25 protein-coding genes are annotated in these 25,652 nt (G+C 73.2%); 15 read left to right on the top strand and 10 right to left on the bottom strand.

The window, feature by feature from the left end; all coding sequences use genetic code 11:
* Positions 1-100: 100 nt before the first annotated feature.
* Positions 101-1,060, bottom strand: coding sequence for a serine hydrolase (locus GA0070620_RS15960; RefSeq protein WP_091591705.1), 960 nt, complete (start codon positions 1,058-1,060; stop codon positions 101-103).
* 75 nt (positions 1,061-1,135) lie between these two features.
* Here GA0070620_RS15960 and GA0070620_RS15965 point away from each other — a divergent pair, with 75 nt between their 5' ends.
* Positions 1,136-2,095 (top strand): LysR family transcriptional regulator, encoded by a 960-nt coding sequence (locus GA0070620_RS15965; RefSeq protein ID WP_091591707.1) that lies wholly within the window; start codon positions 1,136-1,138, stop codon positions 2,093-2,095.
* Positions 2,096-2,244: 149 nt separating this feature from the next.
* Entirely contained in the window at positions 2,245-3,096 is an 852-nt protein-coding gene (locus GA0070620_RS15970) for an aldo/keto reductase (protein WP_231921811.1), read from the top strand.
* Here GA0070620_RS15970 and GA0070620_RS15975 read toward each other — a convergent pair.
* On the bottom strand, positions 3,081-3,938 hold the full coding sequence (locus tag GA0070620_RS15975; RefSeq protein ID WP_091591711.1) for a helix-turn-helix transcriptional regulator: 858 nt from the start codon (positions 3,936-3,938) through the stop codon (positions 3,081-3,083). The two genes, GA0070620_RS15970 and GA0070620_RS15975, sit on opposite strands and share 16 nt — an antisense overlap.
* Positions 3,939-4,040: 102 nt before the next feature.
* Between GA0070620_RS15975 and GA0070620_RS15980 the strand changes: the two genes are divergently transcribed.
* From GA0070620_RS15980 to GA0070620_RS15990, 3 genes are all read left to right on the top strand, one after another.
* Positions 4,041-4,796 carry an SDR family oxidoreductase gene (locus GA0070620_RS15980; RefSeq protein WP_091591713.1) on the top strand — a complete coding sequence of 252 codons (756 nt, stop codon included), beginning with the start codon at positions 4,041-4,043 and terminating at the stop codon, positions 4,794-4,796.
* Positions 4,797-4,861: 65 nt separating this feature from the next.
* Complete coding sequence (locus GA0070620_RS15985; protein ID WP_231921813.1) at positions 4,862-5,329, top strand: MarR family winged helix-turn-helix transcriptional regulator; 468 nt, start codon at positions 4,862-4,864, stop codon at positions 5,327-5,329.
* Positions 5,326-5,958, top strand: a complete 633-nt coding sequence (locus GA0070620_RS15990; protein ID WP_091591715.1) for a PH domain-containing protein — start codon at positions 5,326-5,328, stop codon at positions 5,956-5,958. Before GA0070620_RS15985 ends, GA0070620_RS15990 begins: the two co-directional genes overlap by 4 nt.
* 127 nt (positions 5,959-6,085) lie before the next feature.
* On the opposite strand, the gene GA0070620_RS15995 is transcribed toward GA0070620_RS15990, so the two are convergent.
* On the bottom strand, positions 6,086-6,634 hold the full coding sequence (locus GA0070620_RS15995; RefSeq protein ID WP_091591718.1) for a GNAT family N-acetyltransferase: 549 nt from the start codon (positions 6,632-6,634) through the stop codon (positions 6,086-6,088).
* Positions 6,635-6,817: 183 nt separating this feature from the next.
* On the opposite strand from GA0070620_RS15995, the gene GA0070620_RS16000 reads away from it, so the two are divergent.
* Genes GA0070620_RS16000 through GA0070620_RS16010 form a run of 3 tightly spaced genes read left to right on the top strand, consistent with a single transcriptional unit; the run spans position 6,818 to position 9,256 of the window.
* Complete coding sequence (locus GA0070620_RS16000) at positions 6,818-7,372, top strand: NADPH-dependent FMN reductase (RefSeq protein WP_091591721.1); 555 nt, start codon at positions 6,818-6,820, stop codon at positions 7,370-7,372.
* 19 nt (positions 7,373-7,391) lie between these two features.
* Entirely contained in the window at positions 7,392-8,405 is a 1,014-nt protein-coding gene (locus tag GA0070620_RS16005; protein ID WP_091591723.1) for an ATP-binding cassette domain-containing protein, read from the top strand.
* Entirely contained in the window at positions 8,402-9,256 is an 855-nt protein-coding gene (locus GA0070620_RS16010) for an ABC transporter permease (protein ID WP_091591726.1), read from the top strand. The genes GA0070620_RS16005 and GA0070620_RS16010 overlap by 4 nt, the downstream gene beginning before the upstream one ends.
* A gap of 486 nt (positions 9,257-9,742) precedes the next feature.
* Here the strand turns inward: GA0070620_RS16010 and GA0070620_RS16015 are convergent, their stop codons facing one another.
* The 6 genes from GA0070620_RS16015 to GA0070620_RS16040 all read right to left on the bottom strand — a co-directional run bounded on the left by GA0070620_RS16015 (position 9,743) and on the right by GA0070620_RS16040 (position 17,159).
* Positions 9,743-13,198: an ATP-binding protein gene (locus GA0070620_RS16015; RefSeq protein ID WP_091591728.1), complete on the bottom strand. Its 3,456-nt coding sequence runs from the start codon at positions 13,196-13,198 to the stop codon at positions 9,743-9,745.
* A gap of 148 nt (positions 13,199-13,346) precedes the next feature.
* A complete protein-coding gene (locus GA0070620_RS16020; RefSeq protein ID WP_091591730.1) occupies positions 13,347-13,808 on the bottom strand; it encodes a SitI3 family protein in 462 nt (153 codons plus the stop codon).
* 21 nt (positions 13,809-13,829) lie between these two features.
* Positions 13,830-14,276, bottom strand: a complete 447-nt coding sequence (locus tag GA0070620_RS16025; protein ID WP_231921814.1) for a CdiA C-terminal domain-containing protein — start codon at positions 14,274-14,276, stop codon at positions 13,830-13,832.
* A 146-nt stretch (positions 14,277-14,422) separates the two neighbouring features.
* A complete protein-coding gene (locus tag GA0070620_RS16030) occupies positions 14,423-14,950 on the bottom strand; it encodes a DUF6244 family protein (protein ID WP_091591732.1) in 528 nt (175 codons plus the stop codon).
* A gap of 105 nt (positions 14,951-15,055) precedes the next feature.
* Positions 15,056-16,381, bottom strand: coding sequence for an AAA domain-containing protein (locus GA0070620_RS16035; protein WP_377520948.1), 1,326 nt, complete (start codon positions 16,379-16,381; stop codon positions 15,056-15,058).
* 94 nt (positions 16,382-16,475) lie between these two features.
* On the bottom strand, positions 16,476-17,159 hold the full coding sequence (locus GA0070620_RS16040) for a TioE family transcriptional regulator (RefSeq protein WP_231921816.1): 684 nt from the start codon (positions 17,157-17,159) through the stop codon (positions 16,476-16,478).
* Positions 17,160-17,260: 101 nt separating this feature from the next.
* On the opposite strand from GA0070620_RS16040, the gene GA0070620_RS16045 reads away from it, so the two are divergent.
* From GA0070620_RS16045 to GA0070620_RS16065, 5 genes are all read left to right on the top strand, one after another.
* Positions 17,261-17,758, top strand: a complete 498-nt coding sequence (locus tag GA0070620_RS16045) for a DUF6194 family protein (RefSeq protein ID WP_091591739.1) — start codon at positions 17,261-17,263, stop codon at positions 17,756-17,758.
* A gap of 124 nt (positions 17,759-17,882) precedes the next feature.
* A complete protein-coding gene (locus tag GA0070620_RS16050) occupies positions 17,883-19,016 on the top strand; it encodes a low temperature requirement protein A (protein WP_157741634.1) in 1,134 nt (377 codons plus the stop codon).
* A gap of 178 nt (positions 19,017-19,194) precedes the next feature.
* Positions 19,195-20,460 carry a phosphodiester glycosidase family protein gene (locus GA0070620_RS16055; protein WP_091591744.1) on the top strand — a complete coding sequence of 422 codons (1,266 nt, stop codon included), beginning with the start codon at positions 19,195-19,197 and terminating at the stop codon, positions 20,458-20,460.
* 174 nt (positions 20,461-20,634) lie between these two features.
* A complete protein-coding gene (locus GA0070620_RS16060; RefSeq protein ID WP_091591747.1) occupies positions 20,635-20,949 on the top strand; it encodes a GYD domain-containing protein in 315 nt (104 codons plus the stop codon).
* A 663-nt stretch (positions 20,950-21,612) separates the two neighbouring features.
* Entirely contained in the window at positions 21,613-22,326 is a 714-nt protein-coding gene (locus GA0070620_RS16065) for a DUF998 domain-containing protein (protein WP_091591750.1), read from the top strand.
* A 67-nt stretch (positions 22,327-22,393) separates the two neighbouring features.
* Here GA0070620_RS16065 and GA0070620_RS16070 read toward each other — a convergent pair whose 3' ends face one another.
* The gene (locus tag GA0070620_RS16070) at positions 22,394-23,695 is read right to left on the bottom strand and encodes a phosphodiester glycosidase family protein (RefSeq protein WP_091591753.1); all 1,302 of its coding nucleotides are present in this window, start codon (positions 23,693-23,695) and stop codon (positions 22,394-22,396) included.
* 161 nt (positions 23,696-23,856) lie between these two features.
* Here GA0070620_RS16070 and GA0070620_RS16075 point away from each other — a divergent pair, with 161 nt between their 5' ends.
* Together GA0070620_RS16075 and GA0070620_RS16080 are read left to right on the top strand one after the other, a co-directional pair.
* Positions 23,857-24,390, top strand: coding sequence for a SigE family RNA polymerase sigma factor (locus GA0070620_RS16075; protein ID WP_091591755.1), 534 nt, complete (start codon positions 23,857-23,859; stop codon positions 24,388-24,390).
* Positions 24,383-25,564, top strand: a complete 1,182-nt coding sequence (locus GA0070620_RS16080; protein ID WP_157741635.1) for a hypothetical protein — start codon at positions 24,383-24,385, stop codon at positions 25,562-25,564. The genes GA0070620_RS16075 and GA0070620_RS16080 overlap by 8 nt, the downstream gene beginning before the upstream one ends.
* Positions 25,565-25,652 lie beyond the last annotated feature (88 nt).

Genomic DNA, 25,652 nt, shown 5'->3' on the forward strand with positions numbered 1-25,652 from the left:
ACCCCGCCCACGTCCAAGATCGACCGGCCGTACCGGCGATATCCCGACGGATATCGGACCTGTTCAGGCGGTGCGCCTCGACCGGGTGCGGCGCCGGAAATCAGGCTTCACGCAGTCCCTCGACCGCCGTCCGGGCGGCCTCCCCCATGGCCAGGTCCACGTCGATGCGCCGGGTGGCGAGCTCGTTGCTCCGGGCGAAGACAGCGATCGCGTACCGCCGACCGTCGGGATACTCGGCGACCCCGGCCTCCAGGTGCAGACCGGGCAGGGTGCCGGTCTTGCCGGAGACACGGACGCCGGGCGGGAAGCCGGCGGCGAGCCGGGTCCAGAACAGCTGCCGGGCCATCCAGGCGCGGACCATCGCGCAGGCCGGGGCGGGTCCGGCCGCGTCCCGCCAGATCAGGCCGAGCAACCGGGTGATCTCCCGCGCGGTGCTGGACGTGGTCTGCGCCGGGTCGAAGACCCGCATGGCGTGGACCCGCTCGGCGGGCAGGGTGGGGAAGATCCGGGCGAAGTCCGCCTCGGTCCGCGCGCCGACGTCGGCGAGCATCATCTCGACCAGCTCGCGGGGACCGCCGAGGACGCGGGTCCGGGCCAGCCCCAGCTCGGCGGCGAGCATCGGCAGCAGGTCCGCGCCGACCCGGCGCAGCAGCACGTCCGCCGCCGTGTTGTCGCTGACCGACATGGCGAAGTAGGCGAGATCCCGCAGGGACACCTCGGTGTCGTCGGCGCAGCCCGCCAACCCCCAGCCGCCGAGCCGGTCGGCGGCGGTGACCAGGACCCGCTCGCCCGGGTCCACCTGACCGGCGACGACCTGCCGGGCGAACTCCAGCACCAGCAGGATCTTGAAGATCGACGCGATCACGACCTGTTCGTCGGCCCGTATCGCGACCTCCGGGCCACCCCGCGCCCCGGGCGCGCCGCCCGGGTCGCCCGCGGCGAGCGGGCCTGCCGGGCCTCGCGCGTCGGCCGGATCGTCCGCGTCGATGTCGACCACGTGCAGGCACGCGGTCACGCCGGCCCGGTCGAAGATGTCCTCGATCAGCTCCCCCACTGCCACCCCGGCACGGTATCCACCGGATCGGTCGCCGCGCCGGCCACCCGCTGGTCGGGGCGCTGGCGTAGGGTCCGGCCAATGGACCTGCTCCGGCATCTGCGGCACTTCGTGGTGGTCGCGCGGGAGCTGCACTTCGGGCGGGCCGCCGAGCTGCTCGGCATGGCCCAGCCACCGCTGAGCCAGTCCGTCCAACGGCTGGAGCGAGAGCTGGCCGTGGAGCTCTTCGACCGGTCCCGCCGTCAGGTGCGCCTGACCACGGCCGGGGAGCTGCTACTCGGCGAGGCCGAGGAGCTGCTCGCCGCCGAGGGGCGGCTGCGCAACCTGATGCGGCAGGTGCGCGCCGGGGCGCTCGGCGTCCTGCGGGCCGGGATGCCGCCGGAGACCCCGGCGGTGACGCTGCGCGCGCTGCTGGACCGGCTCGCCGAGCGGGCACCCGGCCTGGACGTGGAGCTGCACGAGCTGACCAGCGGTGAGCAGGTGCGGATGCTGACCGAGCGGCATCTCGACGTGGGTCTGGTGCACCACCCGGTGGACGCGGACGGGCTGCGGTTCGGCGCTCCGGTCGACGTGCCGCTGGGGGTGCTGGTGCCGCGTACGTCGCCGCTGGCCCGGGCCCGCGAGGTGGAGCTGACGGCGCTGGCCGGCCTGGACCTGGTCACCGCGCCACGGGCAACCGCACCCGGCTGGCACGACCACCTGCTCGCCGTCTGCCGGGAGCACGGCTTCCGGCCGGGCCGGGTGCGCCCGGCACGCAATCCGGAGTTCCTGTTCGGCCTGGTGCTGGCCGGTGGTGTGGTAGCCGTGGAGCCTGCGGCGACGGCGCGCCGGGAGCCACGGATCGCCTGGCGGCCGATCGTCGGGGCGCCTCTGGTCAAGCGCACCTCGGCGGCCTGGCCGCAGCGTTCGGGGCACCCGGCCGCGCCGATGTTCGCCCAGCTCGCGGCCGAGGTGCTGGCCGACGCCGAGCCGACGCCGTCCGGTCCGGCGGTGACACCGGCGCGGCGGCCGTGGCCGGTGCTGTTCGACGCGGCCGGGTGACGCCCGCCCGGCGCCGTGATCCGGATCACCGGCCGCGCGTCCGTGAGTCGGCGCCCGGGCCGGGTATGGGGCGGGGATGGCAGGTTCGGCCCGGACGGCGCGGAAGCGCTCCCGGGCCGGGCGTCCGGACGACGCGCGAAGGAGCCCCAGTGCCGAACACGGTCCCCACCATCAGCCTGAACGACGGCAACAGCATCCCGCAGCTCGGCTTCGGGGTCTTCCAGATCGAGCCGAAGGACACCGCGGAGGCGGTCGCCACGGCGCTGCGGGCCGACTACCGGCACATCGACACCGCGCAGATGTACGGCAACGAGGCGGAGGTCGGCCAGGCGATCCGCACCTCCGGGCTGGATCGCCGCGAGGTCTTCGTGACCAGCAAGCTGAGCAACGCCTTCCACCGCCCGGACGACGCCCGCAAGGCGTTCGAGTCGACGCTGTCGGCGCTGAAGATGGACTACATCGACCTGTTCCTGATCCACTGGCCGCTGCCCACCCTGTACGACGGTGACTTCGTGTCGACGTGGAAGACGCTCCAGGAGTTCCAGCGCGACGGGCGGGCCCGGTCGGTCGGCGTGTCCAACTTCCAGGTGGCGCACCTGGAGCGGCTGGCCGACGAGGCCGAGGTGGTGCCGGCGGTGAACCAGATCGAGGTGCACCCGTACTTCGGCAACGAGCAGGTGCGCGACTACGGCCGGGAGCACAACATCGTCACCGAGGCGTGGTCGCCCATCGCCCAGGGCAAGGTGCTCACCGACCCGACGATCGTCGACATCGCCGAGCTGGTCGGCCGTACGCCGGCGCAGGTGGTGCTGCGCTGGCACGTGCAGCGCGGCGACGTCGTTTTCCCCAAGTCGACCACGCCGGCGCGGATCGAGGAGAACTTCCAGATCTTCGACTTCACGCTCGACGACGCGACGATAGAGCGGATCACGTCGCTCGACCGGGGCGCGGCCGGACGGCAGGGCGGCGACCCGGACACCTTCGACTACCTGCCGTCCTGACGGACCGGGACGCGCTCGGCGAGCCGGCGGAAGGCCGCCTGGGTCGGTGAGCCGGGCTCGGCGACGTAGACGATGAGCCGCTGGTCGGTCTCCGGGACGTGCAGCACCCGGCACTCGAACTCCAACGGGCCCAGCTCCGGGTGCGGCACCCGTTTGACGACCGGCCGGCGCTCCTCGACGTCGTGCTCGGCCCAGATCCGCGCGAACCGGGGTGACGTGCCGAGCAGTTCGGTGACCAGCCGTTGAATGCCCGGATCCGTCGGGTAGCGGCCGTAGGCGGCCCGCAGGTCGGCCACCGACGTACGGACGAACCGCATGACGTCCGGGTCGTCCCAGTGGCCGCCGTCGCCGGCGTTGCGGAACGTCCAGCGGAGCATGTTCCGGTCCTCGGCGGGCACCGCCGACAGGTCACCGATGAAGTGCCGGGCGAGCCGGTTCCAGGCCAGCACGCCGTACGCGGCGTCGACCAGGTACGCCGGTGTCTCGGTCATCGCGTCCATGAGGTGTCGCAGGCCGGGACCGACCTCCCGGCTCGGACCGGCGGACGGTGGCGGGCTCTCCCCCGCCACCCGGAACAGGTACGCGCGCTCGTCCCGGGTCAGCAGCAGCGCCCGGGCCAACGCGGCCAGCACCTGGCGCGACGGGTGCGGGCCGCGGCCCTGCTCCAACCGGATGTAGTAGTCGACCGACATGCCGGCGAGCTGGGCCACCTCCTGCCGGCGTAGGCCGGGGGTGCGGCGGCGTATCCCGTCGGGGAGGCCGACCTCGGCGGGGCGCAGCCGGGCGCGGCGGCTGCGCAGGAACGCCGCCAGTTCGTCGCGGCGCATTCCGGTGCCGGTCATATCCCCAGCTTGCCTCAGCCGGCGACGGCGAGGGTGGTACCGCGAATCCCAGCCTCGCCGCGGCTCTCCCACCCACCGCGCGGGTCGGGCAGCGTCGAGGGCATGACGACGAACACGATCGCCCTGATCACCGGGGGCAACAAGGGAATCGGCCTGGCCACCGCTCGGCAGCTCGGCGCACGCGGGATGACCGTGCTGGTCGGCGCGCGCGACGCCGAGCGGGGCCGGGCCGCCGAGCGGGAGCTGCGCGCCGGGGGCGCGGACGCCCGGTTCGTGCCGCTGGACGTCACCGACGCCGCCTCGGTGGCCGCCACGGCGAAGCTGGTCGAGGAGGAGTACGGCCGACTCGACGTGCTGGTCAACAACGCCGGCATCGCGCTCGGCGACGGCGCACGGGCGCTGCCCAGTGAGACCACCGTGGCGACGCTGCGCCGGGTGTACGAGACGAACGTCTTCGGGGTGGTGGCGGTGACCAACGCGCTGCTGCCGCTGCTGCGGCGGGCACCCGCCGCCCGGATCGTGAACGTCTCCAGCGAGGTCGGCTCGATCGCCATCATGACCGACCCGGGAAGCTTCCTCGCCCCGTTGGCCTCGGTGCCGTACCCGTCGTCGAAGGCGGCGCTGAACATGGTCACCGCCATGTACGCCAAGGAGCTGCGGGACACCGCGATCAAGGTGAACGCGGCCAACCCCGGCTACTGCGCCACCGACCTGAACGGCAACAGCGGCTTCCGGACCCCGGAGCAGGGCGCCGAGGTCAGCGTACGGCTGGCGACGCTGCCCGCGGACGGCCCGACCGGGCAGCTCTGGGGTCACCTCGCCGACGGCGACGGCGGGTACGGCGTGCTGCCCTGGTGACGGACGGGCAGGGAAGGCGTCCATGGCATCATAGTGAAGGGCGCTCACTATGAAGGCAGGTAACGGTGTCGGAGCGGGAGCGGTGGACCGGCGCGCTCGACCGGGTGCTCGAACTCGTCGTGGTGCTCGGCGACGACATGACGCGAGGGCTGGCCCGGGAGGGGCTGACCGAGTCCCGGGCCACCCTGCTCTGGACGCTACGCCGCGCCGGGCCGGTCACCCAGCGAGACCTGGCCGAGGCTCTCGGCGTCAGCGCCCGCACCATCACCGGCCTGGTCGACGGCCTGGCCGCCTCCGGTTTCGTCACTCGGGAGCCGCACCCTACCGACCGGCGGGCCTTCCTGGTGACGTTCACCCCGCACGGCGTCGCCACGGTCGAAGGGCTGGAGCAGGGGCAGCGGGAGTTCGCCGAGTTGCTGTTCGGCGCGATGCCCGCCGACCGGCTGGACGCCTTCGTCGCCGGCCTCGACGACATCCTGGGCCGGCTGCGTGAGCACGGCCTCTACCCCGAGATCCGCGAGGAGGACCGGTGAACGCGGTGTGGCGACTTCTACGACTGGCCGTCCGGTACGAGTTCCGCCTGTGGCGCAGCCTCTACCGGTGGATCTTCCGCCGGCCGGAGAAGCTGCACCCCGGCGACCGGACGTTCGGCTACTCGGGCGCGGTGATGACCCTGATGTGGGTCTTCATCATCGTCTCCGCGATCGAGATTCCGATCCTGGAGTTGATCCTGCCCTGGGATCTGGTGTCGAACATCGTGCTGGGCCTCGGCGTCTACGGCCTGATCTGGATGTTCGGCCTGCTCGCCAGTATCAAGGTGCTTCCGCACGTCGTCGGCGAGGCCGGCATCCGGATCCGTAACGGCATCAGCCTCGACCACACCGTCCCGTGGTCGGCCGTCGATACGCTCCGCGTCCACCGCCGCTCGATGCCACCCGAGGGACAGACCCAGGTCGAGCGCACCGCTACCGGCGCCACGCTCAGCCTCGGCCTGGCCAGCCAGACCAGCATCGACGTGCTGCTGCGCGAACCGATCGAGGTGCCGGTCCGCAAGGCGCGCGGGGTGGCGGTGACCGAGTTGCGCTTCCACGCCGACGACCCGGAGGCGCTGGTGGAGGCCGCCCAGCAGCGGCTGGCGGCGTACCGGGCGGCGGTCCACTGAGCCGGAGGGGTGGGGAAGACGATAGAAAGCGCCAGCGCGCGTGTTCAGGTCGTGAACAGGGGCAGACGAACCTTCACTGGAACCAACATGCGGCCATCGATGAACGCTATCGAAGCATGGAGCCGTGCTAACGAGCACGTGCCCTCGCCCCCGCGTCGGGCGCCAGTCGTCCCGCCCCCGCCGGCACGGTCAGGTCGAGGCGCCAGTCGTTCGAGACCATCAGCCGGCCCGGCGGGTATTCGAACTCGGTCTCGCCGAGCAGCGTGAACCCGGCCTTGCGGCAGACCGCGTTCGACGGCGGGTTGTCGACCGACGGGTAGGCGTGGGCCCACCGGCGCGTCCGCCGGGCGCGGGCCACGTCGGCCACCGCGCGCACCGCGGCCGTCGCCACCCCCCGCCCCTGGTACGCGGGCAGCACCGCCCAGCCCATCTCGTAGACGCGCTCGCCGCGCCACGCCCGCTCCCAGTAGCCGACGCTGCCCACCTTCACGCCGTCCGGCAGCACCACCGCGTACATGCAGCCGTCGCGGTCGAACCGCACGTAGCGCTCGTGCCGCGCCAGCACCTGCTCGTCGGTCTCCGACCCCCCGGTGTGCGCGCGGACCTCCGGTGCGTTGAGCTGTCGCAACAGGTCCAGGTCGTCCTCGCTCCACGGCGCGATGCGTACGCTCGCCATGCCAGCCACCCCCTCGGCCAGATCCCCCGCAGTCCGGTCAACAGGACTGCCCTGACACTTCAACGAGCGTTGGCCCCGCGCGGGCCCCCCCCCGACCGGCACACTCCGCCAGATCCGTTCTAGCGGACAGCGCGCCGGCGTCTCGCGCCTTCCGGGTGAGACCCGAGGCCGGGAGGGGGCACCATGACGCCGTTACGGCTCGCCGTGATCATCGGCAGCACCCGTGAGGGCCGGATGGGCGACCGGGTCGCCGGCTGGTTCGTCGACCAGGCACGCCTGCACGACGACCTGACGGTGACCGTGGTCGACCTCGCCGCGTACGACTTCCCCGGCGCCTATCCCGCCGAGCCGACCGGCGCCATCCGGTCGTTCGTCGACGAGGTACGCCGGGCGGACGCGTTCGTCGTCGTCACCCCGGAGTACAACCACAGCTTCCCGGCCTCGTTGAAACAGGCGATCGACTACGCATACGACGAGTGGCAGGCCAAACCGGTCGGCTTCGTCGCGTACGGCTGCCGCTCCACCGGCCTGCACGCGGTGGACCAGCTCCGCACGGTCTTCACCGCGCTGCACGCGACGACGGTGCGCGACGTCGTCGGCGTCGACCTGCTCTGCGGCGAACCGACGCCGCTGCACGTGGACCAGCTCCGCCAGGACGCCCGCGTCCTGCTCGACCAGCTTCGCTGGTGGGGCCTGGCGTTGCGCGAGGGTCGCGCGGCGCGCCCGTACGTCTCCTGACGAGAAGAAAGGAAAGACCATGAGTAAGCGCACGACCGGCCCGGCCATCGAGGCCGAGGGCCTCACCCGGTCGTTCGGGGAGACCCGGGCGCTGGCCGGGCTGGACCTCCAGGTGCCCGCCGGCACCGTCTACGGCCTGCTCGGCCCGAACGGCGCCGGCAAGACCACCGCGGTGCGGGTGCTGGCCACCCTGCTGCGGCCCGACGGCGGCCGGGCCCAGGTGTTCGGCCACGACGTGGTGGCCGAGGCCGACAAGGTCCGGGCCCGGGTCAGCCTCACCGGCCAGTACGCCTCCGTCGACGAGGACCTGACCGGCATCGAGAACCTGGTGCTGCTCGGCCGGCTGCTGGGGCTGCGCAAGCAGGCCGCCCGGGACCGGTCCGAGCAGCTGCTGGCCGCGTTCGGGCTGACCGAGGCGGGCGGCCGGCAGGTGAAGAAGTACTCGGGCGGCATGCGGCGGCGCATCGACATCGCCGCGAGCATTCTGAACACTCCCGACCTGCTGTTCCTCGACGAACCGACGACCGGTCTCGATCCGCGCAGCCGCAACCAGGTGTGGGAGATCGTGCGAGCGGTGGTGGCGCACGGCACCACCGTGCTGCTGACCACGCAGTACCTGGACGAGGCGGACCAGCTCGCCGGCCGGATCGCGGTGGTCGACCACGGCCGGGTGATCGCGGAGGGCACCCCCGGTGAGCTGAAGTCGTCGGTCGGCTCCGGCACCGTCCACCTGCGACTGCGGGACGCGGGGCAGCGGCCCGAGGCGGAGAAGGTGCTGCTGGCCGCGCTCGGCGTGCCGGTGCAGCTCGAACCCGACCCGGTGGCCCTGACCGCGCGGGTCGGCGGCGAGGGCAGCGACCTCGCCGCGAGCGAGCAGGCCGCGCGTGCCCTCGCCGACCTGGCCCACGCCGGCATCGTCGTCGACGACTTCTCCCTCGGCCAGCCCAGCCTGGACGAGGTCTTCCTGGCCCTGACCGACCACCCCGCCGTCCCGGCCGACGAGCGGGACGAGCAGCTGGAGGCAGCCCGATGAGCGACACCACGACCACGACGGAGCGCGCGCCGTCCGTCTACGTACCCTCCACCGAGGCGCTCGCGACGGTCCTCGCGCCCGGCGCGCGCCCGCCCCGGCCCAGTGCCCTGTCCGCGTCGCTCACCTTCGGCTGGCGGGCCCTGCTGAAGATCAAGCACGTGCCCGAGCAGCTCTTCGACGTCACGGCGTTCCCGATCATCATGGTGCTGATGTTCACCTACCTGTTCGGTGGCGCCCTCGCCGACAGCCCCCGCGACTACCTGCAGTTCTTCCTGCCCGGCATCATGGTCACCAGCGTCGTCATGATCACCATGTACACCGGGATCGGGCTCAACACCGACATCGAGAAGGGCATCTTCGACCGCTTCCGGACCCTGCCGGTCTGGCGACCGGCCGCCCTGGTCGGCATGATCTTCGGCGACGTGCTGCGCTACATCCTGGCGGCCGTGGTGATCCTCAGCGTCGGGCTGGTGCTGGGCTTCCGACCCGACGGCGGCGTGCTCGGCGTGGCCGCCGGCATCGGCCTGCTGGTGGTCTTCTCGTTCGCCTTCTCCTGGGTCTGGACGTTCTTCGGCCTGGTGCTGCGCAGCGAGAAGTCGGTGATGGGCGTGAGCATGATGGTTTTGTTCCCGCTGACCTTCCTCAGCAACGTGTTCGTCGAGCCGAGCACCATGCCCGGCTGGCTCCAGGCGTTCGTGAAGGTCAACCCGATCACCCACCTCGTCGCGTCGGTCCGCGCCGCGATGGCCGGCTCGTCCGACCCGTCCAACACGATGTGGCTGCTGCTCTGGAGCGCCGGCTTCGTCGTGGTCTTCGGCACCCTGACGATGTACCGCTACAACCGCCGCTGACCGGGCGTCCGGCGTCCGGCCGCCCCGGGGCCCGGCCACCATGGTCCACTCCATTTCCTGAAAGTTGCGGTGTCCGCGCGTTGGGGACACCGCAACTTCACGGATATGAAGTGATCAACCGGTTCGGCGGCCGGGCCGGAGCTCGTCCGACGGCCGGGGGCAGGCCGGACCGCCAGGCGCATTCCCGGACCGCCGAACCCGGGGCGGACCACCGGACCGACGCCGGACCGCCGGACCAACGCCGAACCGCCGGACGCCGGCCGGACCGCCGGACCAACGCCGGACCGCCAGGCGCATTTCCGGACCGCCGAACCCGGGGCGGACCACCGGACCGACGCCGGACCGCCGGACCAACGCCGAACCGCCGGACGCCGGCCGGGCCGCCGGACCAACGCCGGACCAACGCCGAACCGCCGGACCAACGCCGGACCACCGGACCAACGCCGGACCACCGGGCGCGGGCCGAACCACCGGGCGCGGGCCGGGTCAGAGGCGCCAGGGCAGGGATTCGGTTGGGAGGTAGCGGCAGCTGCTCCCGGTCGACACCGTCTCGCGCAGGTGCGCGGCGAGCGCCGGATGACGGTCGTCCAGCTTGCGCAGCGCGTCCCGGATGCGGGCGGTCACCGCCTTGCGGGCGCGCTCCGCCTCGTCGCCGAGCCGACGGCTGCGACCGGCCAGCCCCGCCGCCGCCCGCAGCTCGTCGAGCAACGCCGTGCGCTCCGCTTCCAGGGCGGCCACCTTTCGGGCGTCGTCACGCGCGGCGGCCCGGTCGATCTCGTCGTCCAGCCGGTCGAGGTGGCGCCGGTAGCGCGCCTTCGCCTCGTCGTCCAGCACCGGATCGGCGCCCAACTGACGCGCGGCGACCAACTCCGGGCCGGCGGCCGGATCGAGCAACTCGACCGCGGGAACGTCACTGCCCGGTCGGCTCAGCAGCAGGTGCAGGTCGTGCAGGCCCTTGGCGTCGGGCAGGTGGACGACCAGGCCCGCGTAGGCGAGCTCCCAGACCGGCCCGTCACGCCGGAACCCGTACGCCACGGTGGGCGGCGCGGCGACGTCCGGAGCGGGACCCGGGTCGCCCGTGACCCGGGTGCGGTTCGCACCGCCGCCCCCGCCGGTCGCCACGCCGCCGGTCCCGCTCCAGGCGGTCCCGGGAAGGCCGGCCGGCCGGGTCACGGCCCTCCCGTCGGCGGAGCGCTCAACGGTCGTCCCGACACCGCGCGCGACTGCCGGCACCGCAGCCGGTTCGCGAGTCGCGCCGGCGCCAGACGTGCCAGCGGCGGCATCGGTGCTCCCGCGTCCGGCAAACGTGTCACCAATGGCGTCGACGTCTCCGCGCCGGGTGGTCGTGGTCAGGGCGAGCCGGTCGAGCACCTGCCGCATGCCGAGTGCCTCGGCCTCCCGCGTGGTCTCGGCCCGCAGCGTCGCCCCGGCGACCGCGTCGGTCGGCCGATCGCGGCGGAGCAGCGCTTCGGTGAGGGCGGCCCGGGCGAGGACAGACCAGGGTCGGGCACCCAGCCGGTCGGCCTCGTCTCGGGCGGCCTGGAAGCCGGCGATGGCGTCGTCCCAGCGCTCCTGCGCGGCGTCCAGCAGCGCGACCCAGTGGTCGACCGGCCCGCCGATGTCACAGCCGTACAACGCGACCATCCACTGTCCACGGTGCGGGGCCAGGGCGGCCCGCGCCTCGGCGCACCGCTGATCGTCGCGTGCCGCCGCGGCGGCCTGCGCCCGCAGGCGCAGCCACAGCGGCGAGACCGCCCGGGCGTACGTGGTGCCGGCCGCCTCGATGCCCGCGGTGATCCGGACCGCCGTGTCACCGTCGCCGCGCTCGGCCGCCGTGATCGCGCGAACGAGGTCCAGGTGTGGGTAGTCGGCTGCGTCGATCCCGTCGAGCAAGTCGTCTATCTCCTCGAACCGGCCCTGCAGCAGCAGGCGGGCCCAGCGCAGGTGGTGGGTGAGGAAGGCGAAGTCGGTGGGCGGCACCTCCCCGAGGTCGTTCAGGACGGCGAAGTGCGCGTCGGACCGGGCGAAGTCGCCACGGAACGCGGCGATGATGCCCCCGTCGATGGCGCCCGCCATGCGCTGCCGCGCCAGGTCGCTGGCCTGGCCGTCGGCGACGAAGGACGTCCACTCCGTGAGGTATCGCGGGTCACCGAGCTCCAGCAGCGCCACCCAGCGCAGCGAGGTCGCCCACATCTCGGTCTCCCGGTCACCCGTACGCCGGGCCACCTCCCGGATCTCCGCGGTGATGGCCGCCCGGTCGGCGGCGGTGCCGAGCCCCCAGGTGGCGTCGTGGCGGGCCCAGAGGGTGAAGGTGAGCGCCTCGTCGTCCTGACCACGGCGGGCCAACGTCTCGGTGGCGGTGATCAGATCGGTGACGAGGGTGCGCACCGGCAGCGACTCGTCGGGGTCGCCGATCAGTCGCCGGTACGCCTCGCGCAGCAACTCCTCCGACCTCGTGGGATGCCCGGCGCCGGTCTGACCGTGCTGGTGGAGGGTGAGCGCGACCCGGGCCAGCATCACCGGCTCGTCGAGCGTGAGCGCGAGCGTCGCGGCGTCGCCGAGAAGTCGGCGGGCGTCGGCGGACGCACCGGACTGGAACAGCATCTGGGCATGCTCAAGAATGATCTTCACCCGGCGTGTCGGGTCCTGGACGACCTCCAGCGCCCGCCGGAAGTGGACCACCGACTCGTCCATGGCCAGCCGCCCGCCGGCGTCCCGCGCGGCGTCGACGAGCAGGTCGGTAGCCCGCGCCGGGTCGAGGGCAGCCCCGGCCAGGTAGGCGTGGCGGGCCAGGTCGGCAGGGATCAGCCGCTCGGTCAGCTCGGCCGCCCCGCCGACCGCCCGCACCACGGCGGCGTGCCGCGCACGCCGGTCGTCGTCGGCCAGGCCGTCGTAGAGCGTCTCCCGGACCAGGTCGTGGGCGAAGGCGAACCGACCCCCGCCGCGGGCCACCACCAGGCGGCCGGTGACCGCACGGTCGAGCAACCGGTCGACCTGGGCGGCGGGCGTCGCCGCGCACGCCGCGAGGACCTGCCGGTGGAACTCCCGGCCCAGCACGGCGGCCACGGTGAGCGCTTCGACCACCGCCCGGGGAAGCTGGGCGAGACGGCGACGGACCGCGTCGCGTACGCCGGGAGCGATCGTGCCGACCAGCCCCTCGGCCCGCCACAGTCGGGCGGTCTGCTCCACGAAGAACGGATTCCCGCCGGTACGTCGGTGCACCTCGTCGACGAGGTCCGCGGCCGGTTCCTGCCCGGCCGTACGTCGCATGAGCGTGCCCACCTCGTCGCGCGACAGGCCGGTGAGGGTGAGTGTCGTGGCCTTGGCGAGCAGCGGCATCAGCAGCGGGCGCAGCGGATGGTCACCGGCCTCGACCTCGGCGTCGCGGTAGGTGCCGATCAGCAGCAACCGCTCGAACCACGTGTGCTGGGCGGCGAACTCCAGCAGCCGCAGCGTCGCGGGATCGGCCCAGTGGAGGTCGTCGAGGACCACCACCACCGGCCGGCGCTGCGAGATCGCGACCAGCGCGGTGGTCACCGCGTCGTGGAGGGCGAACTCCTCCCGGTCGCCGGGCTCGGTCGTGGTGCTGTCGGCTCCGCCGGCGCGGGGACCCTCGCCGAGCAGGACGCCGAGGCCCGGCTCGGCGGCCTCCTGGGCGATCGCCCAGTCGTCGGCGGAGCCACGCAGGCGGCGTAGCACCTGCACCCACGGCCAGTAGCCGGGGGCGCTGTCCGAATCCCAGCAGGCGCCGCCGAGCACCAGCGCGCCCCGCTGGCGGGCCTCCCGCGCGGCGGCGGTGACGAGGGTGGTCTTGCCGATGCCCGGCTCGCCGGTGACGAGGACCAGACCGCCGTGACTGGCGACCGCGCGATCCAACTCGGCGCGCAGCACACCCGCGGGATGATCCCGCCCGATGATCGCCTCGCCGGCCCGCGCGCTCATGACGCTTCGACCGTAGCGGAACCCACCGACACCCTGGGTGACGGCTACGTGTCGCCTCCCCGCCGTCCGCCGCGTCAGCGGCTCGTCGGCCGTCCCAGGGCGTTCGCACGTCCCGACGACCGCGCCATCCATCGGCTCATCGCTTCGGTCAAAGACCGGTGCCGGTGAAGATCTGGTCGTACTCCTCCCGGTACCAGTCGGCCGCGTTGTGCTTGCGGAATCGGCCGTCGACGCGGGTCAGCATCAGCCAGTCGCCGTTGAGCAACAGCGCCGCGTCCTCGCGCGTCCACCTGCCCAGGATCGCGGCGACCGCGCGGAGCATGTTCGGCCTGCCCTGCTCTGCCACCGTGTCCTTACGTAGGTGGAAGGTGATGTCGACGTACTGGTCGGGCTCCCACTGCCACAGGGAGCCGCCGTCGTCCTCGGCCGCGTAGTAGCCGTCGCTACCGGAGGTGATGGTGACGGTGTAGCCGAATTCGTCGTTCAGGTCGGCGGTCAGCAAACGGCCACCGGCAGGCGACCGCAGTTCGGCGGTGTGCGGCGCGACCACCTCGGCCAGCCGCTCCAGCGCGATACCGCCCTCAAGCGTCAACGCGTAGTCGATCGACAACCTCGCCCCTTCCGCGCACGTTCATGTCGGCCGCACGATCTGGACGATTCTGCCGTTCCGGGTGACCGCGACCAACTCTTTGAGGCCTTCTACCGGCCAGTCGTCGAACTGCCGTTGCAGGTCCCGCAGATCCCCGCGCCAGTCCTCAAGGTTGAGCACAACCCGCTGGACCTGCAACTTGTCGATCTTCTTGGAGACTGCGCTCCAGACCGCCCGTGGAGGGACCGGCCGAGTGGGTGAGTAGCAGTCGAAGATGTGCCCCTCGATCAGGTAGTCCGGCGATTTCCTCGGGTCGCCGAGGTCGCCGGTGCTTCGCCGCGCTTCCGCTAGCTGCTGCTGCGTCGGATTCTGCTGTACGCGGTAGCCCTGGGCGGCAAGCCTCGCGGCGCACTGGTTCTCCAGCTCGAGCGAACGCCGTTCTCTGACGTCCTCGTTCGGGGAGATGCGGGTGGGAGTGCCCGTGGGCACCCCTCCAGGTGTTCCCGTGGGCCGCCTGGTCCACGAGCGACCCGCCGTTGAATCGGGGCCCTCCATGTCCGCCGTCGACGGCGAGGTGGGCGGAGCGGCAACGTGCTCGGAGGGTGGGCTGGTCGGCGGGGGGCCGCCAGCCCCGGTCAGTTTCCCGCCGACCCCAGCCGCCGGGCCGCGGCGATCGCCGCCTCGACGGTCTGCTCGGCGGTGCCCGCCCGCTGCGCCATCAGCGCCAGCACCTGCTTGATGCCGTCGAGCGTCTGGAGCATCGGCCCTGGCTGGCCGCCGTGCAGGACGGTGGTGACGAGCCGCTGCAGCGTACCGACGTGGGTGCTGGTCGCCGCCGACGCCTCGCGGGCGCCGACGATGCCCTGGTGCACGGGCGTCAGGGCGGCGATGGTGTCCTGCGGTGTCGCCTCGCGCGGCACGGCGGAGGTGGCTGTGCTCGCCTCGTCGATCGTGGTCAGGAGGCCGCCGAGGCGTCCGCGCAGCTCGCCGATCGCGGCGCGGACGCGGGCCATGCCCGCCGCGACGGCGGTGAAGCCGGCCGCGGCCGCCCGCAGCGCGATCTCCTGGGCCTGGTTGTCCGCCGCGGCGGCGAGCCCCTGCGCCCGCTCGGCGCCGGCGCGCAGGGCCTGGAGTTCCCCGGCGATCGTCTCGACCTGCGTCACGGGGTCGGCTACCTCCATCGACGGCGGTGGCAGTGCTGGGCCTCGAACCTACCGGCTGCGTTCCGAGCGGGCGACCCGGCCGTCAGCCACCCGGGCCGAGCGGCGTCAGCCGCCCGTGACGCGATGTGCCCGCAGGTGCGTCATCGTCGACTGGTTGGCCTCCCAGCCGTCGGGGAACTTCACCGGCACGTCGAGGTGCACCGGCTCGGTGGACGGGTGGGCGTCGAGCAGCTCGTCGATGCCGTCGCGCGCCACCACCACGCAGGCGTGGCGGTGGCGGGACGCCAGCACGCACAGCCGCCCCGACTCCAGGTGGAACGCCGTCGCGTCCCGCCGCCCGGAGAGCGGGTGCAGGACGATCGTCACGTCGTACTCGCGGCCCTGGAGCCGGTTGGCGGTGTCGACGGTGATACCGGCTCCGGCCGCGCCGAGCTGCGCGCGGATGGCCGCGACCTGGTCGCGGTGCGCGGCGCCGATCGCGATGCGGTCCGCGGTCACCGGCGCGCCGTTCGGCGCCTGCTCGGAGGCGGCGACCGCGCCGCGCTGCACCAGCCGAGTCGCGAGCGTCGCGCAGGCCGCGGCGGCCTCCACGTCGGTGCGCAGGGTCTGGCGCTCCGGCAGCGCGTAGAGGGCCCAACCGGTGCGCGCCGCCATCTCCAGCGCGTCGTCGGCCGCGTCGCCCCCGCCCGGAGTGGTCAGCGTCAGCGCCCGCTCGGTCGGCCCGGTGCCCGCCCGGAAGCCGGTGAACGGGTAGAAGGCCGCCGCGACCAGCGGCGCGGCCGACGCGGGCAGCCGCCACGACACCGGCAACCGGTGGACGGGAAGCTCGGGGTTGTGCCGCAGCAGCACCGCCACGGCCGACTGCATCGGATCCCACGCCAGGCCCGTCCAGCGTGCCGTGTCGACGGTGGAGAACGGGTCGAGCTGCCCCGGGTCGCCGACGAACAGGGCCCGTTCGAATCTGCCGGCCACGCGCAGCAGGGCGTCGGAGCGCATCTGGTACGCCTCGTCCACGATCGCCCACGGCCAGGAGCCCTCGGTCACCGTGGCCCACTTCGCGGCCGTGCCGACGAGGACAGCCGCGCCGCGAAGGTCGGCGACCTTCGCGGCGACCCGGACCGTGGCGTGGCCCCGGACCCGCTCGGACGGCTGGTAGTCGGCGGCGGAGAGCCGGCCGATGGCCAGCTCGGGTGCCTTGCGGGCGAGGCGGTCGATGAGGTCGTCGACCTGCTCGTTGGTCTGCGCGACGATGATGAGCGGCTCGTCGGCGGCGGCCAGTTCGACGGCGGCGCGGACGACCAGGGTCGACTTGCCGGCGCCGGGGGGCGAGTCGACGACGACACCGCGATGGTCGCCGGACCGCACGTCGGCGAGCACGGCGGCGATGACCCGTTCGGCCTCGACCGCGGGCGGCAACTCCAGCCCAGCCAGCACGCGCCCTCCACCTCCCACCGGTCCGCGAGCGCCGCGTCGAGGTGCCCTCGCTGCCGGCACCCTACCGGCACCCGCCGACACCGCCGCCGGGTCAGCGGCCGGTTGCCGTCAGGTAGGCGGCGAGGTGACCGCCGGCCGTGAGCATCGCGCGACCGCGGGCGGCGAGCCGCTGCCGCCACGCGTCGAGAGACTCGGCCAGTGGCCCGGGACCTTGCGCGGCGCGGACCTGCGCCATGACGGTCGCGATGTGGTCGAGCAGGTAGCCGCCCCGACGCAGCAGGTGGGCCAGTTCGGCGTCGCGTACGTCGTCCGGGCCGTAGAGGCGTTGCCGGCTCACCCGGTCGCGGGCGGGGGTGAGCACGCCGGCCCGTTCCCACTTGCGCAGCGTCGCGGGCGTCACGGCGAGCCGGTGGGCGAGGGCGCCGACGGTCAGCGGCCGGTCGGGTCGGTCTCGGGGCGGCGCCGTGGTGAGCACGCCGATCGTCGTCTCGACGGCGTCGAGGGTCTCCCGGTCGCTTAGCAGTTGCACGTGCCCGTGGTCGACGGCACGCAGCGCGGCGTCGACCTCGCCGCGGGTCGCCGCCCGCATGATCTCGGCGGCCACCCCGTAGCCGTACGCGGGGACGAGCGCCAGGTACGCGCGCAGCGCCGCGGCGTGCAGGTCCGTGTAGGTGCGGTAGCCGCTGGAGGTGCGGGCGGCGGCCGGCAGGACGCCGTCGCGCTCGTAGTTGCGGACGGCCTGGGTGGAGATGCCGTGCTCGCGGGCGAGGTCCACCGGGCGGTAGGCACGTCCTCCGGTTTGAGGGTTCAGCTGGACTCCTCCGGGCGGGCCTCGACAGAAGTATCAAACGCTCGTTCAACGATACGGTTGAGGCCATGGCTTTCGACACCGCACCCCCGCCACCGACCGCCGACGACTTCGCCGAGCGAATCCGCGCGCTGCCCGACGTCGCCGTGGTGGTGGCCGACGAGGCGTCCGGGGCCCCCGAGGTGGCGTGGGGCTGGCGGTTCTTCTACGTCGGTCCAGACCGCCGGCTGCCGTTCGCCACCCTCGGCGAGAGCGACATGACCGGCTACGACGAGGAGTCCCGGCTGCACCGGCCGGGCGTCTTCCGGCTGAACCTGGACCTCGGGCGGCGCGAGTTCGAGCGCGTCGTCGGCTACCCGCCGGCACGGTTCGCGGACCACCGCGCCTCGATCGACTTCGCGGTGCTCGACGAACTGCTGCCCAACCCGCTCTACGGCTCGGCGGGTTGGGCGTCGGTGCTCAACCCGGGTCCGCGCAGCCTCGCCGAGGTCGAGCGGCTCATCGCGTACGCGCACCGCAGGGCCCGCCACCGACGTGGGTCGGCCCGCGACCGGTCGGCCCCCTGAGCACGTCCGGAGTCCAGCGGGTTCTCTTCCCCGAGTTGGTCGCGTGCTCCCATCCCTGCGTGATACGAAACAGGTATCAACCGGATGAAACGGGAGGCACGTGGCGCGGGATCGGGCGGGGTGGGTGCTGCGGCCTCGCGAGGACCACCCGCGGATCTCCTTCCTGGAGCTCCTCTTCGACCTCGGGCTCATCGTCGCGCTGTCCCGGCTGTCCCTGCGCCTGCTCGACGACTTCAGCCTGGTGAACGCCCTGCAGACGCTGGTCCTGCTCGCCGCCGTCTGGTGGGTGTGGACCGTCACGGCGTACACGACGGACTGGTACGACCCGGAGCAGGGGTTGGTCCAGCTCATCGTCGTCGGCGTCCTGCTCAGCGGCTACCTCATGGCGATGGCGTCCGTGCGGGCGTTCGAGGGCCTGGACGGTCTCGCCTTCGCCGGGGCGTACGTCGGTCTGCACCTGTTCCGCGGCCTGCTCCTCGTGACCGCGTTACGCGGCCACGAGCTGCGCGTACGTCCGCTGCGGGTGCTCATCTGGTTCAGCGCGACCGGCCTGCTCTGGCTGGGCGGCGCGTTCCTGCCCGCCCCCGCCCGGCTGGCGGTCTGGGCGGTGGCGATCACGCTGGACTACCTGGCCGGGCTGTTCGGCTACTGGGTGCCGAAGCTCGGCCGCATCGCCGCCCGGGAGCTGCGGATCATCGGCGAGCACATCTCGGAGCGTTACCGGCAGATGTTCATCGTCGCGCTCGGTGAGATCCTGCTGGTCGGCGCGCTCAAGTTCACCGCGGGTGGCTTCGTCTCCACGGCGGGGGCCGGGCTGCTCCTGCTCTTCGCGAACGCGGTGGCCATGTGGCGCATCTACGTGGCGTACGGCGCCGAGGACCTCGCGGTCGGGCTGGAGCGGTCGACCAACCCCGGGCGCCAGGCCCTGGTCGTGGCGTACACACACCTGATCATGGTGGCGGGCGTCGTGCTGACCGCCGCGGGCGGCGAGACGATCGTCGTCGGGGCCACGAACGAGACGACGCGCGAGGAGCTGGCCCTCATGGTCGCGGGCCCGGTGGTCTTCCTGGCCGGACGAACCCTGTACGCCTTCGAGCTGTTCCGCACGACGCTGTGGCGGCTGCCGGCAGGCGCGTTGGTGCTGGTCGCCGCGGCACCGCTGCTGCAGCGGCTGCCGCCGATCGGCGTCGGTGCGGTCGCGAGCACGGTGCTCCTGGCCCTGGCCATCGTCCCCCGCCTGGGCCCCCGCCACTTCTGATGTGGCCGGCGCGGACGCGCGGCCGACGACCGGTCGGCACTGCTCGTTCAGCTTGATCATCTCGGTCGTTCACCCTCGCGTGATCGGCTGCCCGGGAACCTTTTCGCTGGTCCGGCCGCTCTCCCGGTCGGGCCGACCCCCGGGCACCGCTCGGGGTCGCACGGAGAAAGGAGCGGCGATGAGGTCATCCCACCTCGTGCGCCCGACTCTGGCGCTGCTGCTCGCCGCGGGGCTGAGCACCCTCGCGACGCCCACCGGCACCGCCCAGGCCGCCACCGGGACCGCGACGTCCGCGTCCACGACGGACTCCCCGATCACCGTCATCTCCACGGAGGAGCTGGCCCCAGGCGTCACGTACGGCTCGTTCCAGGTGACCACGCCGCGCGGCGTCACCGTCGGGTACCTGCTCACCGCCGACCTGCGGAAGAACAAGGTCTCCCTCGACCTGCTGCACCCCGACAGCATCGCCCAACGCGAGGTGGTCTCGGCCATGACGAACGCCCAGGGTGCGATCGCGGGCGTGAACGGCGACTTCTTCAACATCAGCGAGACCCACGCCGGGGTCGCCCCGACCGGCTCGGCGTCGGGCCCGGAGATCGCCGACGGCGAGGAGTTGAAGTTCGCCGTGCCGAACGCGCAGCGCTTCGGCCCAGGGCTGGCCCCCGGCACCTCGACCCGCGACGTGTTCGGTGTGGGCGTGAACGGCAAGGCACGCGTGGACACGCTGACCCTGGCCGGCGAGGTGCGCAGCGCCAAGGGCACGATCCCCCTCGGCGGCCTCAACCAGTACGCGCTGCCCGTCGGCGGCGTCGGTGTCTTCACCTCCGCGTGGGGCACCGCCTCCCGGGTCCGATCGACCTGCGGCAGCGACACGAGCCGCAACGACCCGTGCAGCACCCACACGTACGAGGTGACCGTCCGCGATGGCGTGGTGACCTCGGTCAGCCCGACGCCGGGCGCGGGCGCCATCCCCGACGACACCCAGGTGCTGGTGGGCCGCGAGGGCGGCGCCGACGCGCTCGACGACCTGGTCGTCGGCGACCGGGTCCGGGTGGACGAGAAGCTCGTCTCGGTCGGCAAGCCGAAGCTGACGTTCGCGGTCGGCGGCGCCCCGATCCTGCGGGACGGGCAGCCTCTCGCCGGCCTGGACACGAAGACCGCCGCCGTGCGCAGCGCGGCCGGTGTCAGCCCCGACGGGACGACCGTGTACCTCGTCGCGCTGGCCGGTCGCGCCCCCGCCAGCGCGGGCTTCACGATCGCCGAGCTGGCCGATCTGATGCGCGCGTTCGGTGCGGACGCGGCGGTGAACCTGGACGGCGGCGGCTCGACCACCGTCGCGGTGCGGGAGCCGGGCCAGGCGGCCGCCACCGCCCGCAACAACCCGTCCGACGGTGCGGAGCGCGCGGTCGCCAACGGCATCGGCATCTTCGTCGGCCGTCACTGACCGACCGGTCCAGCAACGCGAGGAGCCTCGCCCGACCACCGGGCGGGGCTCCTCGCGTTTCCGCGACCTGACCGGCGGCTCGACGACTAGGACCCTGCCGGACGGGTACGCCACGGCGTCCGTGCCGGCACGCCGGCTGCCGCACCATCCGGGGGGGGTGACGTCGAGGTGGCGATGTTCCTGCTCAAGTCGACCTACACGATCGATGGGGTCAAGGGGCTGGTCAAGGACGGCGGCACGAAACGGGTCGAGGCGGTCCGGAAGCTGGTGGAGGCCGCCGGCGGGCGGATGGAGTCGATGTACTTCGGGTTCGGCGACCACGACACGTACGTGCTGTGCGAGCTGGCGGACCATCGCACGGCGGCCGGGCTGGCCATCGCGATCCGGGCGTCCGGCGGTGTCGACACCCGGGTCGTGCCGGTGCTGACCGGTGCGGAGGTCGACGAGGCGGCCCGGCAGCAGGCCATTTACCAACCCCCGGGCCGATGAGCGCCTGACCACCCGCCGCGCTCTCACCGACCCGTGGAGAGAGAAACCCGTAAGGGAGTCGGGAAAAGTCGATCATGCCGCGCCACCCCCGCCCGGCACTGTTTGCGCAGGCCACCCACCTGACAGGGCAGGTTGAACAGGCTCGTTTGGGGGCCCGTCTCGCGAACACCCCCAAACGAGCCCCCAATGCCGTACCCCACCGAGCCCCCGCGCGCACCGGGGCTCGCGCCTGACAGGGAAGGGCCGGGCGCCCCAGTAACCACGTCATGTCTCAGGCCCGGCGTGGCGCGGCCGCGCGCCGGACGATCTGGTCGCCGCCGACCACTCGCCCGCCGGAGAGCCGCTCATCGCCGTTGGTGACGCTGGGCCAACGTGCGCCGCGCGGTGCCACGATCGCCGTTGGGCGAAACGTCGATGTGGCGGTGTCAGTCCCTGTCAGGTGCTGTCAGGTGCTGTCAGGTGCTGGTAGGGCCTGTCAGGCGCCGTCAGACGACGGTATGGCCGATGACCCGACGCGCCGACAGAGGTCTGTCAACCTCAGTTGACACGCTTGTCGCGTCAATGTAAGTTGACAACCACGGCAGAGCATCGACCGAAGGCGATTCGGCTGAGCCGACCCGTCGGGGCCGCGCCAGCCGAATCACCACGGGAAGGAGCCCGGCGATGACCACGACCAGCACTCTCCTGCCCGCCGCCACCCCACCCGCCCCGCGACCCGACCGGACGAGGGCACTTCTGCTCTGCGGCGTCGTCGCCGGCCCGCTCTTCGTCCTGACGTTCCTCGTCGACGGCACCACCCGCGACGACTACGACCCGCTGCGGCACCCGGTCAGCTCGCTCGCCCTCGGCGACCACGGCTGGACGCAGACGGTCAACTTCCTCGTGTGCGGCCTGCTCACCCTGCTCTTCGCCGTCGGGGCACGACGGGCGCTGCGGCCGGGCCGGGCGTCGACCTGGGGACCGCTGCTCATCGGCGTCTGGGCGGTCGGCCTGCTCGTCGCCGGCGCCTTTACCACCGACCCGGTCAGCGGCTATCCACCCGGCACCCCGGACGCGCCCGCCGCGTACACCACCAGCGGCCTGCTGCACGACGGCGCCGCGCTGATCGCGTTCCCGGCGTTGACCGCCGCGTTCTTCGTCCTCACCCGCAGGTTCGCCGGGCAGCGACGGCGCGGTTGGGCGATCTACTCGGCCCTCACCGGACTCGTCTTCCTGGCCGGCTTCGTCCTCGCCGGGGTCGGCTTCGCGCAGAGCGCCGGCCTGGTCGACCTCGCCGGGCTCTACCAGCGGGTCGCCATCGTCGCCGGCCTGCTCTGGCTGACCCTGCTCGCCGTCCACCTGCGCCGCCAGGTGTCCGGAGCACCCCCGCGGCGCTGAGACCCGACCGGTCCGATGGTGGTACGGCCGGTCAGTCGACCGGCCGTACCACGTGTCCCGCGGAGGGTCAGTGGTCGTCGCGGTACCGGCCGGGCACGAAGACGAGCGCGTCGCCGACGGCACGCTCGGTGCCGCTCGGGTGGTTGACCAGGGCGCCGTCGACGGCCATGGCGGTGGAGCCGCCGCCGTCCAGGTTCACCGCGTCGCGCAGGCCCAGCGCCTGCGCGACGGCCGCCGTCTCGGCCAGGGTCGTGCCGACGCTGGTGGTCTGCCGGCCGTCGATGGTGGCGAGCACGATCTTCCCGTCCCGCGTCGTGCCGGCGACCGTACGCGGGTTGCGGGCGAAGAAGCTGTCACCGGGGGCACCCTCGGGCACGACGACCTGCCCGTTCGCGGTCAGCCGGTAGCGGCCGTTCACACCGAACAGACCGGGCCGCACCGGGAACCGCCTGCCCTCCGCGTCGACCAGGGTCGACCGGTTATCCACACAGCCACCACTCACCACGGCCAGCAGGGCGGTCGCGTCCCGGCCGGTCGCCTGGAGCGAGGTCTGGCCGGCGGCAAGCGCGGTGCCCCGGCTGGTCGACGTACGCACCACGCAGCCGAGCCGGTCGAGCACCACTTCGACACCGGCACCGGACGGGGTGGCAGCCGCGAACTCCGGCGTGAACCGCGTGACGTCGCCCGGCACGCCGCACTGGGTCTGGTCGGAGACGGCGGCGCACTCGGCGGGGACGACCGGCGGGTGGTTGACGAACTCCAGCGGCAGGGTGGCCCCGGTCTGCCGGTTCCGTACGCTGCCCGACCACGTCAACTTGCCCGCCGTCGCCCGGTTGGTGTTGGCGTCGACGAGGAAGTTCACCTCGGCCGCGTCGGTGGTGGGCTCGCTGAGCAGCTTCCCGCCGAACAGGCCCAGACCCACCGGGTCACCCGGGTACTGCTGGCTGGCGGTGAACGTGAAGAAGGAGGCGTTGACGCCGGCCAGGGCGCCGGAGGCGCGTACCAGCTCGGTGGTCTTCTCGACCTGGCTGAGGTTCGGGCCGTACGTCGCCTTCAGGTGGCCCTTCGCCTGGCGCGGGTCGATGGTCAGGACGTTGACCACCCACGGACCACGGGTGGTGGTGTTGATCTGGTCGGCCGGCGCCGGCTCGGTGCCGCGCACGATCCGGGTGAGGGTGACGCCGGTGGCCAGCGTGCTGCTGGTGCGCACCTCGGTCAGGTCGGTGTCGCCGAGCGGCAGGGCGGCGCCGGCGGCCTCGGCGGCGTGGGCCCCCGGTGCGACACCGAGGGTGACCGCGGCCAGGGCGGCAGCGGCGGCGAGCGCGCCGGCGCGGCGCAGCGCGGACCGGCCAGGAGTGGAAACAGTCATGCTCCGACCCTTGCGGCGCGAAGGAACCACATAACCGACTGCGCCTGACAGTTCGGCGAATGGCGCCCTAAGCCGGGGGAACCGGGCGCTCCTCGCAGGGGCGGAGCAGAAAGTTCGCCACCGGCGGCAACATTCCCTGGGGTCCGCCCCGTTCTACCGCCGTGAAAGCCGAGGACGAGGAAGCCTTCCGGGAGTTCGTCGCCGTCCAGATGCCGGTGCTGCGCAGACTCGCGTACGTCACCTGCGGCGACTGGCACGCGGCGGAGGACGCGACGGCGACGGCGCTCGCGAAGCTGTACCCGCGGTGGCGGCGACTGGAGCGACCCGACCTGTACGCGAGAACCATGGTGGTCCGCGCCGCCATCGACGAGAAGCGCCGCCCCTGGCGGCGCGAACACTCGGCCGGCGACGGCCTGCCCGACGTGACGCAGCGCGACCCGGCGACGGGGGTCGACGACCGGCTGCGGGTGTGGGCGGCCCTGCGGGCCATCTCGCCACGGCAGCGCGCCGCCGTGGTGTGCCGGCACTACCTGGGGATGAGCCTGGAGGAGACGGCCCGCGTCCTCGGCTGGCACATCGGCACCGCCAAGAGCCAGACCTCCCGCGGCCTCAGCCGGCTGCGCGAGGTGCTGACCGCAGACCAGCGTGACGACACCACCAAACCAGAACGGGAGAAGACCAGTGCACGTGCCTGACCTCGTGGAGACGGCGACGGCCGACGCGCCGCCGCCGCGATACACGGTCGACGAGATCGTGGCCGCCGGACAGAAGGTGCAGCGGCGCCGCCGGGCGGGGTGGGCGACGGCATCCGCCGCGTTCGCCGTCACGGGTGTCGTCGCCGCCGCCGGCATCGGGCTGCCCGGCGTGGCCGAGAATCCCGCCGTCATGGAGCGCCCCGCCGCGGCCACCTCGGCTCTCAACCCCGCCACCGGCTGGGAGTTCCCGGACGACCCGTTCAGCTTCGTATTCCAGCGGTTCGACGCCGGCAAGCTGCACGTGAAGGACCCGCTCGTCGTGTCGACCGCGTACCAGATCGCGCCGCTGCACGTCGACGGCCTGGTCACCAACGACCGCGCCGCAGACCCGGACACGACCGGCCAAGCGCCGCTCGACCCGATCGCGGCCAAGAAGGCGAGCAAGAAGAAGCGATCGCTGTACGCCTACCTGACCGTCTACCGCCCCGGCGCCTTCGACGCCCGCGCGTTCGCCGGTAACCGGCTCACCGTCGACGGACGCCAGGCGATCGAGCAGGACGGGCCGACCTACGGGGCGAACGTGCACCGGGCGTTCGCCTGGGAGTACACCGACAACGCCTGGGCGGTCGCGGACACCTTCGCCGAGCCGGCCGACCTCAACCCCGCCGACCTGCACGCCCTGGTGACCGCGCTGCGGCCCAGCGTCCCGGCACCGGCCCGGGTGCCGTTCAGCGTCGGCTACCTGCCCGCCGGCTACCAGGCGGCCGAAGTCGGCCAGCATGCCTACGCCAGCTTGAACGGCGTCGCGAGCGCCGGCGACGGCAACTACGGCGGCGCCATCTTCGCCGCCCCCGCCCTGCCCACCACGGGCCTGACCGCACCGTACGGCGGGCCCGAGGGCGAGGACCCGCCCGGCAGCTTCCAGATCTTCGTCAGCCCCAACGGCAACTCCAACCAGGCACTGAAGGACGGGGAGACGCCGCCGGGCGAGCCCCGCTGCGGCAACGGCTTCTGCAACGCCTGGAGCGCCGACGGCAGGACCACCATCCAGGTCGACAGCGACGGCCGGCTCTCCGACGCGGAGATGACCAAGATCCTGAAGGGGATCACCCTCGCCGACGTCACCAACGACAACACCTGGCCGCAGGCCGCGACCGCCCTGCGGGCCGGCTGACCCACCCGCGGACGGCCCGCCCCGATCCCTCTCCGGCGTCCCCGCCCGGGGTGGACCGCACGGCCTCGACCCTCGACAGCCCTCCTCG

Source organism: Micromonospora krabiensis (assembly GCF_900091425.1).
Lineage (GTDB): Bacteria > Actinomycetota > Actinomycetes > Mycobacteriales > Micromonosporaceae > Micromonospora > Micromonospora krabiensis.

Excerpts from the sequence above, each read along its gene's own strand:
- GA0070620_RS15965 (WP_091591707.1), top strand. The coding sequence starts at position 1,136 with ATGGACCTGCTCCGGCATCTGCGGCACTTCGTGGTGGTCGCGCGGGAG.
- GA0070620_RS15975 (WP_091591711.1), bottom strand. The coding sequence starts at position 3,938 with ATGACCGGCACCGGAATGCGCCGCGACGAACTGGCGGCGTTCCTGCGC.
- GA0070620_RS15980 (WP_091591713.1), top strand. The coding sequence starts at position 4,041 with ATGACGACGAACACGATCGCCCTGATCACCGGGGGCAACAAGGGAATC.
- GA0070620_RS15995 (WP_091591718.1), bottom strand. The coding sequence starts at position 6,634 with ATGGCGAGCGTACGCATCGCGCCGTGGAGCGAGGACGACCTGGACCTG.
- GA0070620_RS16000 (WP_091591721.1), top strand. The coding sequence starts at position 6,818 with ATGACGCCGTTACGGCTCGCCGTGATCATCGGCAGCACCCGTGAGGGC.
- GA0070620_RS16005 (WP_091591723.1), top strand. The coding sequence starts at position 7,392 with ATGAGTAAGCGCACGACCGGCCCGGCCATCGAGGCCGAGGGCCTCACC.
- GA0070620_RS16010 (WP_091591726.1), top strand. The coding sequence starts at position 8,402 with ATGAGCGACACCACGACCACGACGGAGCGCGCGCCGTCCGTCTACGTA.
- GA0070620_RS16015 (WP_091591728.1), bottom strand. The coding sequence starts at position 13,198 with ATGAGCGCGCGGGCCGGCGAGGCGATCATCGGGCGGGATCATCCCGCG.
- GA0070620_RS16045 (WP_091591739.1), top strand. The coding sequence starts at position 17,261 with ATGGCTTTCGACACCGCACCCCCGCCACCGACCGCCGACGACTTCGCC.
- GA0070620_RS16055 (WP_091591744.1), top strand. The coding sequence starts at position 19,195 with ATGAGGTCATCCCACCTCGTGCGCCCGACTCTGGCGCTGCTGCTCGCC.
- GA0070620_RS16060 (WP_091591747.1), top strand. The coding sequence starts at position 20,635 with ATGTTCCTGCTCAAGTCGACCTACACGATCGATGGGGTCAAGGGGCTG.
- GA0070620_RS16065 (WP_091591750.1), top strand. The coding sequence starts at position 21,613 with ATGACCACGACCAGCACTCTCCTGCCCGCCGCCACCCCACCCGCCCCG.
- GA0070620_RS16070 (WP_091591753.1), bottom strand. The coding sequence starts at position 23,695 with ATGACTGTTTCCACTCCTGGCCGGTCCGCGCTGCGCCGCGCCGGCGCG.